General features: G+C 45.5%; 12 protein-coding genes and 1 pseudogene. 7 read left to right on the top strand and 6 right to left on the bottom strand.

Going from position 1 to position 16,767, the window contains the following annotated elements; genetic code table 11:
* Positions 1-88: 88 nt before the first annotated feature.
* The 5 genes from BHV73_RS08250 to BHV73_RS08230 all read right to left on the bottom strand — a co-directional run bounded on the left by BHV73_RS08250 (position 89) and on the right by BHV73_RS08230 (position 3,716).
* On the bottom strand, positions 89-547 hold the full coding sequence (locus BHV73_RS08250; protein ID WP_009121056.1) for a DUF4293 domain-containing protein: 459 nt from the start codon (positions 545-547) through the stop codon (positions 89-91).
* Positions 547-882 carry a DNA-directed RNA polymerase subunit omega gene (locus BHV73_RS08245; protein WP_009121057.1) on the bottom strand — a complete coding sequence of 112 codons (336 nt, stop codon included), beginning with the start codon at positions 880-882 and terminating at the stop codon, positions 547-549. The genes BHV73_RS08250 and BHV73_RS08245 overlap by 1 nt, the downstream gene beginning before the upstream one ends.
* 52 nt (positions 883-934) lie before the next feature.
* Positions 935-1,738: an outer membrane protein assembly factor BamD gene (locus tag BHV73_RS08240; RefSeq protein WP_009121058.1), complete on the bottom strand. Its 804-nt coding sequence runs from the start codon at positions 1,736-1,738 to the stop codon at positions 935-937.
* A 233-nt stretch (positions 1,739-1,971) separates the two neighbouring features.
* On the bottom strand, positions 1,972-2,397 hold the full coding sequence (locus BHV73_RS08235) for an ACT domain-containing protein (RefSeq protein ID WP_004290856.1): 426 nt from the start codon (positions 2,395-2,397) through the stop codon (positions 1,972-1,974).
* 20 nt (positions 2,398-2,417) lie between these two features.
* Entirely contained in the window at positions 2,418-3,716 is a 1,299-nt protein-coding gene (locus BHV73_RS08230; RefSeq protein ID WP_009121059.1) for a phenylacetate--CoA ligase family protein, read from the bottom strand.
* A gap of 119 nt (positions 3,717-3,835) precedes the next feature.
* Between BHV73_RS08230 and uvrB the strand changes: the two genes are divergently transcribed.
* From uvrB to BHV73_RS08195, 7 genes and pseudogenes are all read left to right on the top strand, one after another.
* Positions 3,836-5,896 (top strand): excinuclease ABC subunit UvrB, encoded by a 2,061-nt coding sequence (gene uvrB, locus BHV73_RS08225; RefSeq protein WP_087411885.1) that lies wholly within the window; start codon positions 3,836-3,838, stop codon positions 5,894-5,896.
* Between the two features lie 82 nt (positions 5,897-5,978).
* The gene (locus BHV73_RS08220; protein ID WP_009121061.1) at positions 5,979-7,037 is read left to right on the top strand and encodes a linear amide C-N hydrolase; all 1,059 of its coding nucleotides are present in this window, start codon (positions 5,979-5,981) and stop codon (positions 7,035-7,037) included.
* Between the two features lie 161 nt (positions 7,038-7,198).
* Complete coding sequence (locus BHV73_RS08215) at positions 7,199-10,585, top strand: UvrD-helicase domain-containing protein (protein ID WP_087411884.1); 3,387 nt, start codon at positions 7,199-7,201, stop codon at positions 10,583-10,585.
* Positions 10,586-10,599: 14 nt separating this feature from the next.
* Positions 10,600-11,229, top strand: coding sequence for a radical SAM protein (locus tag BHV73_RS08210; RefSeq protein WP_087411883.1), 630 nt, complete (start codon positions 10,600-10,602; stop codon positions 11,227-11,229).
* Positions 11,226-11,489 (top strand): annotated as a pseudogene (locus BHV73_RS08205) (energy transducer TonB); the annotation flags it as partial. The gene BHV73_RS08210 and the pseudogene BHV73_RS08205, both read left to right, overlap by 4 nt.
* Before the next feature lie 120 nt (positions 11,490-11,609).
* Positions 11,610-12,632 carry a TonB family protein gene (locus tag BHV73_RS08200; protein WP_425592832.1) on the top strand — a complete coding sequence of 341 codons (1,023 nt, stop codon included), beginning with the start codon at positions 11,610-11,612 and terminating at the stop codon, positions 12,630-12,632.
* Between the two features lie 40 nt (positions 12,633-12,672).
* Complete coding sequence (locus tag BHV73_RS08195; RefSeq protein ID WP_087411881.1) at positions 12,673-15,564, top strand: PD-(D/E)XK nuclease family protein; 2,892 nt, start codon at positions 12,673-12,675, stop codon at positions 15,562-15,564.
* A 64-nt stretch (positions 15,565-15,628) separates the two neighbouring features.
* On the opposite strand, the gene BHV73_RS08190 is transcribed toward BHV73_RS08195, so the two are convergent.
* The gene (locus BHV73_RS08190) at positions 15,629-16,756 is read right to left on the bottom strand and encodes an ATP-binding response regulator (RefSeq protein ID WP_087411880.1); all 1,128 of its coding nucleotides are present in this window, start codon (positions 16,754-16,756) and stop codon (positions 15,629-15,631) included.
* Positions 16,757-16,767: the final 11 nt, after the last annotated feature.

Raw genomic sequence — 16,767 nt, 5'->3', positions numbered from 1 at the left:
GATAAATAAAAAAGCGGGGCACATGTTGAAGTAACATATGCCCCGCTTTTTATTATTTAAATATCCTTTTCTTATCGAAACCGGTTTATTATCTCAATCTATCCGCAGCTTTCACCATCAGTTCGTCACGATAGATGGCACGAAAAGCCAAATAATTCAGTATGATACATACAGCAGGCAGACATAAAGCCCAACCTAACTGAAAACTCATCGCATTCAAATCACCTTTCAAAATAAACATGAATACAAAGAAAGCAATGTAATAGCCTATCAGTAAAAGACTGCCGAATATCGTCATACGAACTTGCAGCATACGGTTACGGAACAGGAATATAGTACATAGCGCAATAATTGCACTCAGTAAAAGAATACCGAACAAACCCCATGTAGACTGAAAACTTCCGTCAGCCAAAGTTACGCCCAACGGCTTGAAAACATGAGTCGCTATTCCATCCGAACCTATGAACTGTCCTACCGGCAAGCAGATAGCCACAACCAGCAGAATAGTCACTAATAATAAATAAACGGATTGAATACGCTGTATCATTACTGCAATTTTTCTTTTTCCTTAGAAGGATTACGATAATATACCTTGCCTTCAAGATATTCCTGAGTGGCAATCAATGTCGGTTTCGGCAATTTCTCATAGTAACGGGAAATCTCAATCTGTTCGCGATTCTCGAATACTTCTTCAAGATTATCATTGTAAGAAGCGAACTCTGCCAACTTCTTAGAAAGATCATTCTTGATTTCAACACTGATCTGATTGGCACGCTTACCAATGATCGCTACTGTTTCGTATACATTACCGGTATCCTCACACAACTCCATCATATCACGGGTCACCGTAGTAACAGGAGCATTTGTCTTTCTGTAATCCATAAATTTCTATCTAAATTAATTTTATTCTATAACAATAATAACCTCTCTTTTATCAATCTTTCAAAATCTTCTGCGCCTCCTTAAAAATGCGATCGGCATCTTTCATGTATTTGCTTTCCGGAAATTCATTCTTAAAAGCGTAATATTCATCTACCGTCTCACGATAACGTTCGGCTCTCTTATCCTCCACACTATACACCGCCATTTCATATTTGGCACGCAAGATAAGGATAGACAAATCTTCACGCATATTGGTATAAGGATAATCCTTCAATGCGTTCTGTGCAGTAATAACGCAAGACTCGTAGTTATTTCCCAAATAATTTCCCAAATTATAATAGAGCTTGGCAGAAAGATATTCTTTCATAACCAACTTATCCTGCAAAGTAAATATCATACTTTGAGCTTCATCTTTCTTCGCGCTGTTAGGGAAATATTCAAGAAACATTTGTAACTGCTGAATCGCGCTATATGTACCGGATTGGTCCAAACGGGGTTCCGGAGTATCCAAATATAACGCCTTTCCCGCATGGAAACGTGCCAGTTCAGTAAACGTACCACGCGGGTACACATTATAATATTGGGTAAATGTCTGCGCGGCGGTCTGATAATCTTTCTGGTTATAATAGCTCATACCCAGCATATAAAGTGATTCTTCCGCTTTATCAGTACCTTTAAGAATAGCAATCAACTCATTCAGCAAAGTCGCAGCACGATTATACTGACCTTTCGCGAAGTAATTCTTTGCCGCTTCATACTTGTATTCGTAGTCTGTGCTTTTCAGCAACTTGTTGTATTCTCCGCATGAGGAGAGCAGCAGTGCTGCAAGCAAAGTTATAAGGATGTTCTTCTTCATTACTCTTATTCAAATAATGTGCAAAGATAGAGGTTCGCATCGAATTAAACAACGATACGCACCTTAATTTTTCAAAAACAAAGACTAAGGGCGCAAGATAATCGATGGATAGGGAAGAAAAAAGATAATAGAGTGGCAGAAGGGTAAAGTGGTACAAGATAATAAGATGACAGAGCAACAGAGTGATGAGGTACTGAGACTATACCCTATCACTCTGTTGTTTTTCATCCTTTTTACAGTTTATATAAGTCGCTTGCAGCGAGTAAATCCACCTTTTTCTCCGTCAATACCCGGATACAGTTTTCCATATCATTGGGACGGATAATAACGTTGGCGGTCTGTCCGTTGGCAAAGGAGTACATATATTCAATAAATACGCCTTCATCAGACAGGCAACGGAGCACTTTTGCCAATGAACCCGGAATATTGGGACAACTGATACCCACCACATCAGTTACGTTCACGGCAAAATGATTATCCTTTAAGGCCTTATATGCTTTATCAGGTTCGGAGACAATACCGCGAAGAATACCAAAATCGGCATTCTCGGCTATGCAGAGAGCAGAAAGATTAACACCTTCTTTGGCAAGAACTTCCGTCACCTCCGTAAGACGACCGGACTTATTTTCCAAAAAAATAGAAAGTTGTTTTGCTACCATAAGTTTTACTATTTGACGATTTACAATTTACGATTATCAATTACGCGTTTCGCTTTACCTACACTGCGCTCAATGCTGCGAGGCTCTACCAGACGGACATCTACGCCCAAGCCCAATACGCTTTGCAAACGCGCGGTAAGCTTCTTCTTCAAAGCCAGCATCTTATTAATCTCATCGGAGTAATATTCCGGACGGACTTCTACTTGTAGTTCCATGGTATCCGTATTATTCTTACGGTCGACAAGCAGCAGATAATGCGGCTCGAATTCAGGCATTTCAAGAATAACGGATTCAATCTGTGTGGGGAATACATTCACGCCGCGTATAATGAGCATATCGTCACTACGTCCGAGAATGCGGTCCATACGCACCAATGTACGTCCGCAAGAACATTTGTCATAGTGCAAAGCCGTAAGGTCTTTAGTGCGATAACGCAGCAACGGCATGCCTTCTTTAGTAAGGTGGGTAAATACCAGCTCTCCCGTTTCACCCGGCGCAACAGGTTCAAGTGTTTTCGGGTCTACTATCTCCGGAAAATAATGATCTTCGTTAAGATGCGTACCATTCTGGCATTCACATTCATACCCTACACCCGGACCCGCTATTTCACTCAATCCATAAATGTCATAAGCCTTTATTCCCAATTTCGTTTCAATATCGCGACGCATATTCTCCGTCCACGGCTCTGCACCGAATGCACCGACTTTCAGTTTGAACTCCTCACGCGGAAAACCCGAATCCTTAATGGCGTCCGCCAGATACAACGCATAAGAAGGCGTACAACAGAGTACTGTCGAACCGAAATCATGCATCAATGTAATTTGCTTTTCCGTATTACCGCTGGACATCGGAATAACAGAAGCACCGATATTCTCGGCGCCTGCGTGCGCCCCCAATCCGCCGGTAAACAATCCGTATCCGTAAGATACTTGAAAAATATCCGAACTGCCTGCGCCATACGCCGTAAAAGCACGTGACAGGCATTCCGACCAAGCCGAAAGGTCCTTGCGCGTATATCCCACTACGGTAGGTTTTCCGGTTGTACCGGAAGACGCGTGGATACGAACAATCTGGCTCATAGGAACAGCACAAAGTCCGAAAGGGTAATTGTCCCGCAAATCATATTTTGTAGTAAAAGGAAGCTTTACAATGTCGTCGATGCTGTTGATGTCATCGGGAGTAATTCCCAGTTCCTGCATTTTCTTGCGATAGAAAGGAGTGTCATGATATACGCGCTCCACCGTTTTTTTAAGACGAATGCTCTGAATTTTACGAAGGCTTTCGCGATCCATGCATTCGATACTTTCGTTCCAAATCATGTTTTTGTTGTATTACATTAATGGTTATTATTAATTTGATATCGCAAAGATATGTTTTACTTACGAATTCACAAATTTTCGATGTAACTTTCCTATCTTTGCCCGATAATTCTGATGAAATGAATAAATTTGAGTTAACATCCGCCTATCGTCCCACCGGAGACCAGCCGGAAGCAATTGCACAACTCACCGAAGGTGTACGTGAAGGAATTCCCGCACAAACTTTGCTGGGTGTGACAGGTTCCGGAAAAACATTTACCATTGCCAATGTCATAGCCAACATTAACAAGCCTACGCTCATATTGAGCCATAACAAGACACTGGCTGCACAGCTATACAGCGAGTTCAAGGGATTCTTCCCGAACAACGCGGTAGAATACTATGTATCCTATTATGATTACTATCAGCCCGAAGCCTATCTTCCTTCTTCGGACACATATATAGAGAAAGACCTCGCCATCAACGACGAAATCGACAAGCTCAGGCTTGCCGCCACTTCCGCCCTGCTTTCCGGACGCAAGGATGTGGTAGTGGTATCTTCCGTATCGTGCATCTACGGCATGGGAAATCCGGCCGATTTCTATAATAATGTCATCGACGTGCAACAAGGAAAAAATTACAGTCGCAATGTGTTCCTGCGCCGGCTTGTAGACAGTCTTTACGTCCGTAACGACATTGATTTGAACCGGGGTAATTTTCGCGTGAAAGGCGACACCGTAGACATTTACCTTGCTTATGCCGACAATCTGCTGCGCATAGTTTTTTGGGGAGATGAGGTAGACAGCATCGAAGAAGTAGACCCTATAAGCGGAGTTACCATTGCCCGGTTCGATGCTTACAAAATATATCCCGCCAACCTCTTTATGACGACCAAGGAAGCCACTCTGCGGGCTATCCATGAGATAGAGGACGACTTGCGCAAACAAGTGCAATGGTTTGAAAACGAAGGACGTCCTTTTGAAGCCAAACGCTTGCAGGAACGGGTCACCTACGATATGGAGATGCTGCGCGAATTGGGGCACTGTTCGGGAATCGAGAACTATTCGCGCTATTTTGACGGACGTGAGGCGGGTACACGCCCTTACTGTTTACTGGATTTCTTCCCCGATGATTTCCTTATCGTCATTGACGAGAGCCACGTCAGTGTTCCGCAGATACGAGCCATGTATGGCGGCGACCGTGCCCGAAAAACCAATCTTGTAGAATATGGTTTCCGGCTTCCCGCTGCCATGGATAATCGCCCATTGAAGTTTGAGGAATTTGAATCTATGGCCAAACAGGTAATATACGTCAGCGCCACCCCCGCCGACTATGAGTTGATGCAATCCGAAGGTATTGTCGTAGAACAGGTGATTCGTCCCACAGGTTTGCTGGACCCTATCATCGAAGTACGCCCCAGCCATAACCAGATAGACGACCTGATGGAAGAAATTCAATTGCGCATAGAGCGCAATGAGCGTACACTCGTCACCACTCTGACCAAACGTATGGCGGAAGAGCTGACGGAGTACCTTCTCAATAACAGCGTAAAATGCAACTATATCCATAGTGACGTAGACACGCTGGAACGTGTAAAGATTATGAGCGATTTACGTGAAGGCGAATATGATGTGCTTGTAGGTGTCAACCTTCTGCGTGAAGGACTGGACTTACCGGAAGTCTCTCTTGTGGCCATTCTGGATGCGGACAAGGAAGGATTTCTCCGCTCTCACCGTTCATTGACGCAGACAGCGGGACGTGCCGCCCGTAATGTCAACGGTATGGTTATCATGTATGCTGATAGAATTACGGAAAGTATGCAGCTTACCATTGACGAAACCAACCGCCGTCGCGAAAAGCAATTGAAGTATAACGAAGAACATGGCATTACTCCCCGGCAAATCAAGAAAGCAAAGAACCTCAACGTATTTGCCGGTACGGAAGGGTTTGCCGAAAGCGGAGCCGGCAAAGAAAAATCTTCCGCAACCACTCCACGTCCCTATGTGGAACAAGACAGTACCGCTACGCTTGCCGCAGACCCGATTGTTCAGTACATGAACCGCGCCCAGCTTGAAAAGAGCATCGAGCGTACCAAGAAACTGATGCAGGAAGCCGCCAAGAAACTCGACTTCATCGAAGCCGCTCAATACCGTGATGAAGTACTGAAAATGGAAGACCTTCTAAAAGAAAAAACAGAATAGAACCTAAAAAGTCTGTTTGTATCAAACTGTTTGATGCTGCATTTGTTACTCTTTGTATATAAATCACTTAACTCATAAGATTATGAATACAAAAAGAGGAACGGTAGCATTAACAGCCTTAGCTGCCCTGTTTTCATTAGGCATACAACAAGCGGACGCATGTACGCGCGCCACTTACATCGGACCGGATAATATGGTTATCACAGGCCGGACAATGGACTGGAAAGAGGATATCATGAGTAATATCTACGTATTCCCGCGGGGAATGGAAAGAGCCGGATACAATAAAGGCGAAACAGTGAAATGGACATCAAAGTACGGCAGTGTCATTGCAACAGGTTATGACATAGGTACATGTGACGGTATGAATGAGAAAGGTCTGGTGGCCGGCCTGCTATTCCTGCCGGAGTCCGTATATGACCGTCCCGGAGATACCCGCCCCGTAATGGGCATCAGTATTTGGACGCAATACGTACTTGACAACTTCGCTACCGTACGCGAAGCCGTAGACGAGCTGAAAAAAGAGACCTTCCGCATTGATGCCCCCCAAATGCCGAACGGCTCGGCTTCCACTCTTCATTTGGCTATTACAGACGAAACGGGAAATACCGCTATCCTGGAATATCTAGACGGAAAGCTGAGCATCCACGAAGGCAAAGAATATCAGGTAATGACCAACTCGCCCAAATATGAGGACCAATTAGCCATAAACGACTACTGGAAAGAAGTCGGCGGATTGCAAATGCTGCCCGGAACCAATCGTTCCAGCGACCGTTTTGTACGTGCATCATTCTACATCCATGCCATTCCTCAGACGGCAGACGCAAAGATTGCAGTGCCCAGTGTGTTGAGCGTGATGCGTACCGTATCCGTCCCGTTTGGAATCACTACACCGGATAAGCCCCATATCTCTTCCACCCGTTGGCGTTCGGTCTCCAACCAAAAGGATAAAGTCTATTATTTTGAATCAACCCTCACTCCTAACCTGTTCTGGCTTGATTTGAAGAAAATAGATTTCAGCCCTAAAGCCGCAGTAAAGAAACTTGCGCTGACCAACGGAGAAATCTACGCGGGAGATGCCGTAAAAGATTTGAAAGACAGTTCCTCTTTCACATTCCTGTTCCAGACACCCGTTCTTTGATAAGAGCGTATAAATCTTTATTAAAGATACATATAAAGGACTGTACCATACGGACAAAAGGGTACAGTCCTTTTTTGCATACCTGTTTTTCACGTTAGCCTTAAGCCTTTCTCATGATTTTTATGTATGTTTGTAGTCAAACTTCAAAGCCGCATATCTACATGGAACTATTAGTATATAAAGCCTCGGCCGGTTCGGGAAAGACCTTCACACTGGCTGTGGAATACATCAAGCTTCTGATTCTCAATCCCCGCGCCTATCGGCAGATTCTTGCCGTAACTTTTACCAACAAGGCTACGGCGGAGATGAAAGAGCGTATTTTAACGCAACTTTACGGCATTTGGAAGGCAGACCCTGCATCAGACGCTTACCTGAAACGTATCAAAGAGGATTTGAATTCCTCTTCCCTTTCCGACAAAGAACTGCGCCAACGTGCAGGGATGGCCTTGCAATATATGCTGCACGATTACAGTCGCTTCCGCGTGGAGACAATCGACTCGTTTTTCCAGTCCGTCATGCGCAACCTTGCCCGTGAGCTGGAACTCAGCCCCAATCTGAACATCGAACTGAATAACGCCGATGTGCTGAGCGACGCCGTCGACAGTATGATTGAAAAACTGACTCCCTCTTCACCCGTATTGGCTTGGCTATTGGATTACATCAACGAACGCATTGCCGATGACAAACGCTGGAATGTCTCCAATGAAGTCAAGAGTTTCGGACGGAACATCTTCGATGAAAGTTATATAGAACGCGGCGAAGGACTGCGTCTCAAACTTCGTTCGCCCGAAACAATCAAACTTTATCGTGACGTGCTGCGCGAAATGGAGACTGATGCGCTGGAACAGATGAAAGGTTTCTACGACCAGTTCGAAGGAGAGCTGGACGGTCATGCCCTCGTACCCGAGGACTTGAAAGGCGGTGCACGCGGCATAGGCAGCTATTTCCGCAAATTGCGTGACGGGCGGCTGACAGACAAAGACGTACTGAATGCCACCTTACAAAACAGTCTGGCAGATGCCAAAAACTGGACTACAAAAACATCTTCCCGTAAGGATGAGATTATCCGTCTTGCGGAAACCAGTCTGATACCTCTGCTTCAGGATGCAGAGAGGCTGCGCCCGCAGAAAAGCCGTACGATAAACAGTTGCCGCCTCTCGTTGCAACATCTCAACAAATTACAGTTGCTCAACCATATCGATGAAGAAGTACGCACACTGAACCGAGAGCATAACCGGTTTCTGTTGTCAGACACCAACGCCCTGTTACATAAATTAGTGCACGAGGGCGATTCTTCCTTCGTATTCGAGAAAATAGGCGCCAACATCCGCAATGTAATGATAGACGAGTTTCAGGATACAAGCCGCATGCAATGGGATAATTTTCGGTTACTGTTGCTCGAAGGGCTTTCACAAGGAGCTGACAGTCTGATTGTGGGTGATGTGAAACAGTCCATCTATCGTTGGCGCAACGGTGATTGGGGAATATTGAACAGCCTGGGAAGCAGTCAATCCCAACCTCAACTCTACAACAACAGTTCCCAACTCTCTTTTCCTTTCCCGGTACGTGTGGAAACATTGAAGGTAAACCGCCGGAGTGAAACGAATGTCATCAATTTCAATAACCGCTTGTTTACCGCTGCGGTAGATTATCTGAATTCCTTGCATTTGGAAGAACTGAAAGAAGAATGCTTTCCGCTGAAACGAGCCTATGCCGATGTGGCCCAGGAATCTCCTAAAACAGACAGTAAGGGCTATGTCAAAGTTTCTTTCATAGAGCCTGACGAAGAACGGAACTATACCGAAAAAACTTTATCCGCTTTGGGAGAAGAAGTACAAAGACTGCTCTCGGAAGGTGTGAAATTGAATGACATCACCATTCTTGTACGCAAGAATAAGAACATACCGCCTATCGCGGATTATTTCGACAAAGAACTGCATCTTCCCGTCGTATCGGATGAAGCGTTCCGTTTGGATGCGTCTCTTGCCATCTGCATGTTGATAGATGCTCTGCGCTATCTGTCGAATCCGGAAGAAAAGATAGCGAAAGCTTCGCTAATCATGAATTACAAATTACAGATTACGGATGAAAAACAAGCGAAAGCCGATAAGGCAGGAGCAAATGAGAATAAGCTCCGAGAAAACGGAAATATTGCAGGAGCAAACGAAGACAAGCGGGAGGCGAGCTCTGCAGAACCGGCAGATTGGCACAATATCTTAACGGCTGATGCAAGAACGGCGCTTCCCGCAGAGTTCGTTTCCCGTATGAACGAACTACGCCTGATGCCGCTATACGAACTATTGGAAGAGCTTTTTACACTGTTCAATATGGGCAGCATCGAAAAGCAGGACGCTTACCTGTTCTCTTTCTTCGATGCGGTGACGGAGTATCTGCAAAGTAATTCTTCCGACCTCGACGGCTTTATCCGTTACTGGGACGAAACACTTTGCGCCAAGACAATCCCCAGCGGAGAAATGGACGGCATACGTATCTTCTCCATTCATAAATCCAAAGGACTGGAGTTCCATACCGTCCTCATTCCCTTCTGCGACTGGAAACTGGAGAACGAAACATACAACCAGCTCGTATGGTGCACCGCTCCCGAGTCACCTTATAATGCAATAGACCTTGTTCCCGTCAACTACTCTTCCACAATGGCGGAGTCTGTTTACCGTCAAGACTATCTTGACGAGCGCTTGCAACTGTGGGTGGACAATCTGAACCTGCTTTATGTAGCGTTTACCCGCGCCGGGAAGAACCTGATATTATGGAGCAAGAAAGACCAGAAGGGAACGATGGCGGAACTTCTTTCCGCCGCCCTGCCTCAAGTTGCCCAAACGGGTGAAGGCAGTTGGGATGAAGAGGAAAGTGTCTATGAAAGCGGAGAGATATATCCGTCGGGAGAAGAGATTCTTCACTGCGTTCAGAATGAAAAAAACAAAGATACGGATAAGCCGAATGACAAAAGCAAAGTCCTGAACAAGCTTGCACAGAAACCCGTCAAGCTTCCGGTGCACATGGAGAGCATGCGCCACGACATCGAATTCCGCCAGTCCAACCGTTCCGCCGACTTCATAGCCGGAGTGGACGAAGCCGAATCCAGCCGGCGTTTCATCAATCGGGGACGTTTGTTGCACACATTATTCTCTGCCATCGAAACCGAAGCGGATATTGACGATGCCATCAGCCGCCTGGTATTCGAGGGTATTATAGGACGTACCGAAACAGAAGAGGAAATACGGGAACTGACCCGCAAGGCGTTCTCTCAACCGCAAATCAAGGATTGGTATTCGGGCGCATGGCAGTTATTCAACGAATGCGACATCATTTGGCAGGAGAACGGCGCACTCCGCAACCGCCGCCCCGACCGCGTGATGATGCGTGACGGTGTAATCGTGGTTGTAGACTTCAAGTTCGGCAAACCTAACAAGAAATATAACAAGCAGGTGCAAGGATACATCGAATTACTTGTCCGCATGGGGTATGATGTAAATACTATCAACGGGTATCTGTGGTATGTAGAAGAAGAAATAATAGAGAAAGTATAAACGCCAATTAAATTATGAACATACAAGTTCCCGTTATAGGCATCTGCCGCCATCGTCTATATACTGACGGCGAAGGCGTAAGCACATTGGTGGCATTTCATGGTTGCCCGCTACGATGCCGTTACTGCCTTAATTCGCAAGTGTTGGAGCACGAGGAAGATAGTCAGTACTATGATTGCACCTCGCTCTACGACCAGGTAAAGATGGACGAGCTTTACTTCCTCGCCACCGGTGGCGGCATCACTTTCGGCGGCGGAGAACCTTGCCTGCAAAGCCAGTTCATCGCCGGATTCCGGGAAGCCTGCGGAGACAAATGGCTGCTCACGGTAGAGACATCATTGAATGTTCCGCAACTGCACATCAAACGCCTGCTTCCGATAGTAGACCGCTATATCGTGGATATCAAGGATATGAATCCGGACATCTATCGCCACTATACGGGAAAAGGGAATGGAGCGGTAATCCGTAACCTGCGTCTGCTTGCCGACAACGGAAGAGCACAAGATGTTATCGTACGCATTCCCCTCATTCCCCGCTACAACACTAAAGAGGACCAAGCAAATAGTATCGAAGAATTGAAAGCAATGGGGTTCGCCCACTTCGATGTTTTCACATACAAAACCTTTAGCACACAACTGTCATGAAACGAGGAAAGCAAACTTGCCGTATCCTGAAAGAGATACGCCGACAAATAGCTGAAGCAAATGACATCGAATTCATCACATCCGAATGTCAATACAAAGAAGACTGTCTCGGTACCTGCCCTAAGTGCGAGGCGGAAGTGCGTTATTTGGAACAAGAGTTGGAACACAGACGGATGACAGGAAAACTCGTCACGCTTGCGGGCATATCAGCGGGGATGCTGACTATGAATACCTATGCCCAATCCGGCGGAAGCGGAAACACAATTACCTCATCGTCGAAAATAGAACTTCAAGACTCACTGAAACCAAGTAAAGAGGCTATAATAATAGGATATATTCCGGTTCAGCAATATGACGAGACAGACAGGTGTACCGTTCCTGTGAAGCAAACCAAAATAAGCAAAATCGAAATAGCGGGAAGCGTAAAGGATGAGTGCGGCAACGTCCTTTTAGGAGCCTCAATCCGCGAGAAAGGAACTAACAACGGTACCCGTAGCCAAACGGACGGAACATTCTCCTTGCAGGTATCAGGTAAGTATCCGGTTATCGTCTCTTGTATAGGGTACTCACCTATAAAGATACCCGTAAAGTTGTTAAGTGATTCTTTGCAGATAATTCTTGAAGAACTGTGGGAAGGAGAAGTAATGCCTATGACAGAATATAACGGTAATTCAAAGAGGAAAAACATTATCAAACAAGACAGCCTGTCCCACCGGACGGAAGCAGAATTTCCCGGAGGAATGCAAGCATTATTGGAGTACCTGAAAATAAATATAGAATATCCCCTATTACCTGAAGAGCATGGGATAAACGGAGGTGTCGTCGTAAAATTCATAATCGATAAAGATGGAAAAATAAAATATCCCCGAATAAGCCGTAGTGTAGACCCGGTATTAGACAGAATGGCATTAGAACGCATCTGGCAAATGCCCCAATGGAAACCTGCTACAGAAAACGGAAGTTCCATTCCTTATGAGTATGTCGTATCAGTACGCTTCATCACACACTACATACCCTACGAGGAATTTAAAGTTAAAGAAGAGTACAATCTTAAAGCCCAACAAAGTACTCCGGTCTATGGACGAACAAAAAATAATCAGCCTGATACTTTCCCCAGATATCCGGGTGGCCTCGAAAAACTAATAGCAGATTTTAGAATATACGTTGAAAAGATGCGGGAACAAACGAATGATTCGAAATGGAATGATATGCCCAGCCGGACAACTGTAGGATTTATCATCGAAAAAGACGGAAGCGTTTCCAACATCAAAGTCTCGAAAATGCTGAATTCGGTACTGAATAAAAAAGTGATACACTTCATCAAGCAGATGCCTCGTTGGACACCCGGTACCAAAGACGGGAAAATAGTCCGTTCCTTTTATACAGTTCCACTATTTTTCTAAAATCTTTAAATATAAGCAGCCCAACTTCAATCATACATATATGAAAACATTCCTTCAATTAGTAGCCCAAGACCTATATTCCAAAATAGGAAACGACCTGTCACGCACAGCCATCGTATTTCCCAATAAACGCGCCGGCCTGTTCTTTAATGAACATCTGGCAGCCCAAAGCGACCGCCCGTTATGGTCGCCCGCATACGTCAACATCAGCGAACTGTTTCGCCAACTTTCACCCCTGAAACCGGGTGACCCTATCCGGTTGGTGTGCGAGTTGTATAAAGTATTCCGGGAAGAAACGCATAGCGAAGAACCGTTGGATGACTTCTATTTTTGGGGAGAACTGCTTATCAGCGACTTCGATGACGTAGATAAGAACCTTGTAGATGCCGGCAAACTGTTCAGCAACTTACAGGACTTGAAGAACATCATGGACAGCTACGATTTTCTTGATAAAGAACAGGAAGAAGCCATACAACAGTTTTTTCAAAACTTCTCCATTGACAAGCGCACGCAGCTCAAAGAGAAGTTTATCTCCCTTTGGGACAGGCTGGGAGACATTTATAGAAACTACCGGAAGAATCTCTCCGAACTGGGCATCGCTTATGAAGGCATGATGTACCGCCACGTCATAGAACAGCTCGATACAGACCGCCTGCGCTATGACCGCTACGTATTCGTCGGCTTCAACGTGCTGAATAAGGTGGAAACCCGCTTCTTCCAACTTCTGCAGGATGCGGGAAAAGCCATGTTCTACTGGGATTACGATGTGTTCTACACCCGTCTGCCCCACGAACAACAACCACCGTACATCCACGAGGCTGGTGAATTTATCCTGCGCAACTTAAAGCTGTTTCCCAATCAACTGCCCGAAACAGCCTTTGACGTCCTGCGGCATCCCAAGAAAGTCCGTTTCATATCCGCTCCGACAGAAAATGCGCAAGCCCGCTACCTGCCCGAATGGGTGCGTACGGTTATGAAAAATGATACCGAAACAAGCAAGGAGAAAGAAAACGCCATCGTATTATGCAATGAATCGCTGTTACTGCCCGTACTGCACTCCATTCCCCCGGAAGTGGAGAACGTCAACATAACTATGGGATTTCCATTGGCGCAGACACCCGTATACAGTTACATCAACGCCCTTATGGAATTGCAGACTACGGGGTACCGCAGAGATACGGGACGCTATACGTACGAAACGGTACTTGCCGTATTGAAACACCCCTATACCCGGCAGCTGTCTGCCGCCTCCGAAGACTTGGAGAAGCAACTCACCAAAGACAACCGTTTCTACCCTCTTCCGTCGGAGCTTAAAAAAGACGCTTTTCTTGAACGGATATTCACTCCGCAGAACGGAATCTCTTCCATCTGCCGTTATCTCACCGAACTGCTGCGCGAAGTAGCCGTTGTTTACCGTCAGGAAAAGGACGAAGAAGATATTTTCAACCAGCTTTACCGGGAATCACTATTCAAGAGTTATACGCTTGTCAACCGTTTACTCAGCTTGATAGAGAGCGACGGACTGAGCCTGCAGACAGACACCCTGAAACGTTTGATGAATCGTCTGCTCACCTCAACCAACATCCCGTTTCATGGCGAACCGGCTATCGGCATGCAAGTAATGGGAGTGCTGGAAACGCGTAATCTTGACTTCCGTAATCTTATTATGCTGTCCCTCAATGAAGGCCAGCTCCCAAAAGCCGGCGGTGACTCGTCCTTCATTCCTTATAACCTGCGCAAAGCATTCGGCATGACCACCATCGAGCACAAGAACTCGGTATATGCCTATTACTTCTACCGCCTTATACAGCGTGCGGAAAATATCACCTTATTATACAATACGGCATCCGACGGTTTGAACCGAGGTGAAATGTCACGTTTCATGCTCCAATTCCTCGTAGAGTCTCCACACGATATCTCACGCGAATATCTGGAAGCGGGACAATCTCCCCAACACAGCCGTGAGATAGAAATACATAAGACGGATGAGGTACTATCACGAATGTACAACACATACGACATCCGGCGACATCCGAATGCGCTCTTTTCGCCTTCGGCACTCAATACCTACCTCGATTGCCGGCTAAAGTTCTACTACCGCTACGTTGCCGGACTGAAAGCCCCCGATGAGGTCAGTGCAGAGATTGACTCCGCCTTGTTCGGAACCATCTTCCACCGTTCTGCCGAACTGGTATATCAAGACCTTACCGCCAATGGAAAAGAGATACGCAAAGAAGATTTGGAACAACTGCTCCGTAATGACGTTAAACTGCAAACTTACGTAGACACCGCCTTCAAAGAAGAACTTTTTCATGTACCGGCCGACGAGCGTCCCGAGTATAACGGCACACAGCTCGTTCACTCCAAAGTCATTGCTTCCTATTTGCGGCAACTGCTCCGTAATGACTTGCAGTATGCTCCTTTCCACATGGAAGCCATGGAACAAAAAGTAACGGAAACCATAGAAGTAAATACTCCCTTGGGAACTCTGCCTTTAAATATTGGTGGAACGATAGACCGGATGGATAGTAAAAACGATACCCTGCGTATTGTGGACTATAAGACAGGCGGTACTCCCAAAACTCCTGAGAACATAGAACAACTGTTTACTCCAGCCGATAACCGTCCGAGTTATATCTTCCAGACTTTCCTGTATGCCGCCATCATGTGCCGCAAACAAACCTTGAAAGTAGCCCCCTCCCTGCTATACATTCATCGTGCCGCGTCCGAAAGCTACTCGCCCGTCATCGAAATGGGTGCACCGCGTCAGCCTAAAATACCGGTTTATAATTTTGCATTTTATGAAGATGATTTTCGGGAGCGGCTATCGGCGCTTCTGCAAGAGATATACAATCCCGGGGAGCCCTTCACTCAAACAAAAGATACGAAGAAATGTGAATACTGCGACTTTAAAAGGTTATGTAACAAATAAGGAGGTTGTGTCAATACAAAAAAACGTTTACTATTTGTTTTTTGTATTGACACGACCTCCTTATTTATTTCTTCAACGGGATAGAGAAATAGAATGTCGATCCTTCTCCCTGCTTGGATGTAAACCACAGCTTACCGCCATTCTTCACGACAAAATCCTGACACAACAGCAATCCTAATCCGGAACCTTCTTCATTATTAGTACCGAAGGTACTGAAATGCGTATCGGTATGCAGTAATTTTTTCTGCCCTTCTTCGTCAATTCCGCAACCGTTATCTTTTACGCTGACCACCACCATATCTCCCTGTTCTTCCATTTTCACCAACACTTCGGAGTTTTCATTACTGAATTTGATGGCATTGCTCAACAGGTTGCGAATAACGGTTTTAAGCATATCAATATCGGCACAGACAGGTAACTTCTCCGGCTTTTCTTCACGAATGGTAATCTTCTTCAAGCCGGCTATCATATTGAATACATCAATCACGCTGTCCATCACTTCCACTGCATCAATATCCTGATAGACTACATTCAGATTACCGATTTGGCTCTTTGTCCATTTCAGCAGGTTATCCAATAATGAGAAAACATCTTCTGTTGTCCGGTTTGCCATTGTCAGCAGCTCGTGCATCTCGGTGCCAATCTTCTCAACAGGCAGGTTAAGAATCAGCATATTCAGCACCATTTTGATAGAGCCCATCGGAGAACGCAAATCGTGGGCAATCACAGAATACAGCTTGTCACGTCCGGCAATGGTACGCTGCAACTCTTCCGTTTTCTTCAAAATAATACGTTTGGCCGCCACCAATGAAATCTGATGAGTGACGCGAATTATCAGTTCTTCCTTATTGAAAGGCTTGGATATAAAATCATTGGCCCCTACCTGGAAGCCTTTCACAATATCCGTCGTACTGTTCAATGCAGTCAAAAAGATGATTGGAATATCTGCCGTATCGGGGTTTGACTTGAGACGCTGCGCAACTTCAAATCCGCTTAAATCCGGCATCATCACATCCAGCAACACTAAGTCCGGATGTTCTTTTTCCACCTGTTCCAAAGCCTGCTGTCCGTTGTTTGCCGTAGCAATCGCAAACTTCTCATTTGTCAAGAGTACTTTCAACAACAATACGTTGGACATCACATCATCTACGATGAGAATCTTGTACTCGGAAGGATTTATTTCCATGTTCATCTTTGTATTAT

Source organism: Bacteroides sp. 44_46, from assembly GCF_001915465.1.
Taxonomy (GTDB): domain Bacteria; phylum Bacteroidota; class Bacteroidia; order Bacteroidales; family Bacteroidaceae; genus Bacteroides; species Bacteroides clarus.
The sequence above is the reverse complement of the archived record's forward strand: the minus strand, read 5'-3'. Positions and strand labels throughout refer to the sequence as shown.

Excerpts from the sequence above, each read along its gene's own strand:
- uvrB (WP_087411885.1), top strand. The coding sequence starts at position 3,836 with ATGAATAAATTTGAGTTAACATCCGCCTATCGTCCCACCGGAGACCAG.
- BHV73_RS08235 (WP_004290856.1), bottom strand. The coding sequence starts at position 2,397 with ATGGTAGCAAAACAACTTTCTATTTTTTTGGAAAATAAGTCCGGTCGT.
- BHV73_RS08240 (WP_009121058.1), bottom strand. The coding sequence starts at position 1,738 with ATGAAGAAGAACATCCTTATAACTTTGCTTGCAGCACTGCTGCTCTCC.
- BHV73_RS08245 (WP_009121057.1), bottom strand. The coding sequence starts at position 882 with ATGGATTACAGAAAGACAAATGCTCCTGTTACTACGGTGACCCGTGAT.
- BHV73_RS08190 (WP_087411880.1), bottom strand. The coding sequence starts at position 16,756 with ATGAACATGGAAATAAATCCTTCCGAGTACAAGATTCTCATCGTAGAT.
- BHV73_RS08230 (WP_009121059.1), bottom strand. The coding sequence starts at position 3,716 with ATGATTTGGAACGAAAGTATCGAATGCATGGATCGCGAAAGCCTTCGT.
- BHV73_RS08250 (WP_009121056.1), bottom strand. The coding sequence starts at position 547 with ATGATACAGCGTATTCAATCCGTTTATTTATTATTAGTGACTATTCTG.
- BHV73_RS08210 (WP_087411883.1), top strand. The coding sequence starts at position 10,600 with ATGAACATACAAGTTCCCGTTATAGGCATCTGCCGCCATCGTCTATAT.
- BHV73_RS08215 (WP_087411884.1), top strand. The coding sequence starts at position 7,199 with ATGGAACTATTAGTATATAAAGCCTCGGCCGGTTCGGGAAAGACCTTC.
- BHV73_RS08195 (WP_087411881.1), top strand. The coding sequence starts at position 12,673 with ATGAAAACATTCCTTCAATTAGTAGCCCAAGACCTATATTCCAAAATA.
- BHV73_RS08220 (WP_009121061.1), top strand. The coding sequence starts at position 5,979 with ATGAATACAAAAAGAGGAACGGTAGCATTAACAGCCTTAGCTGCCCTG.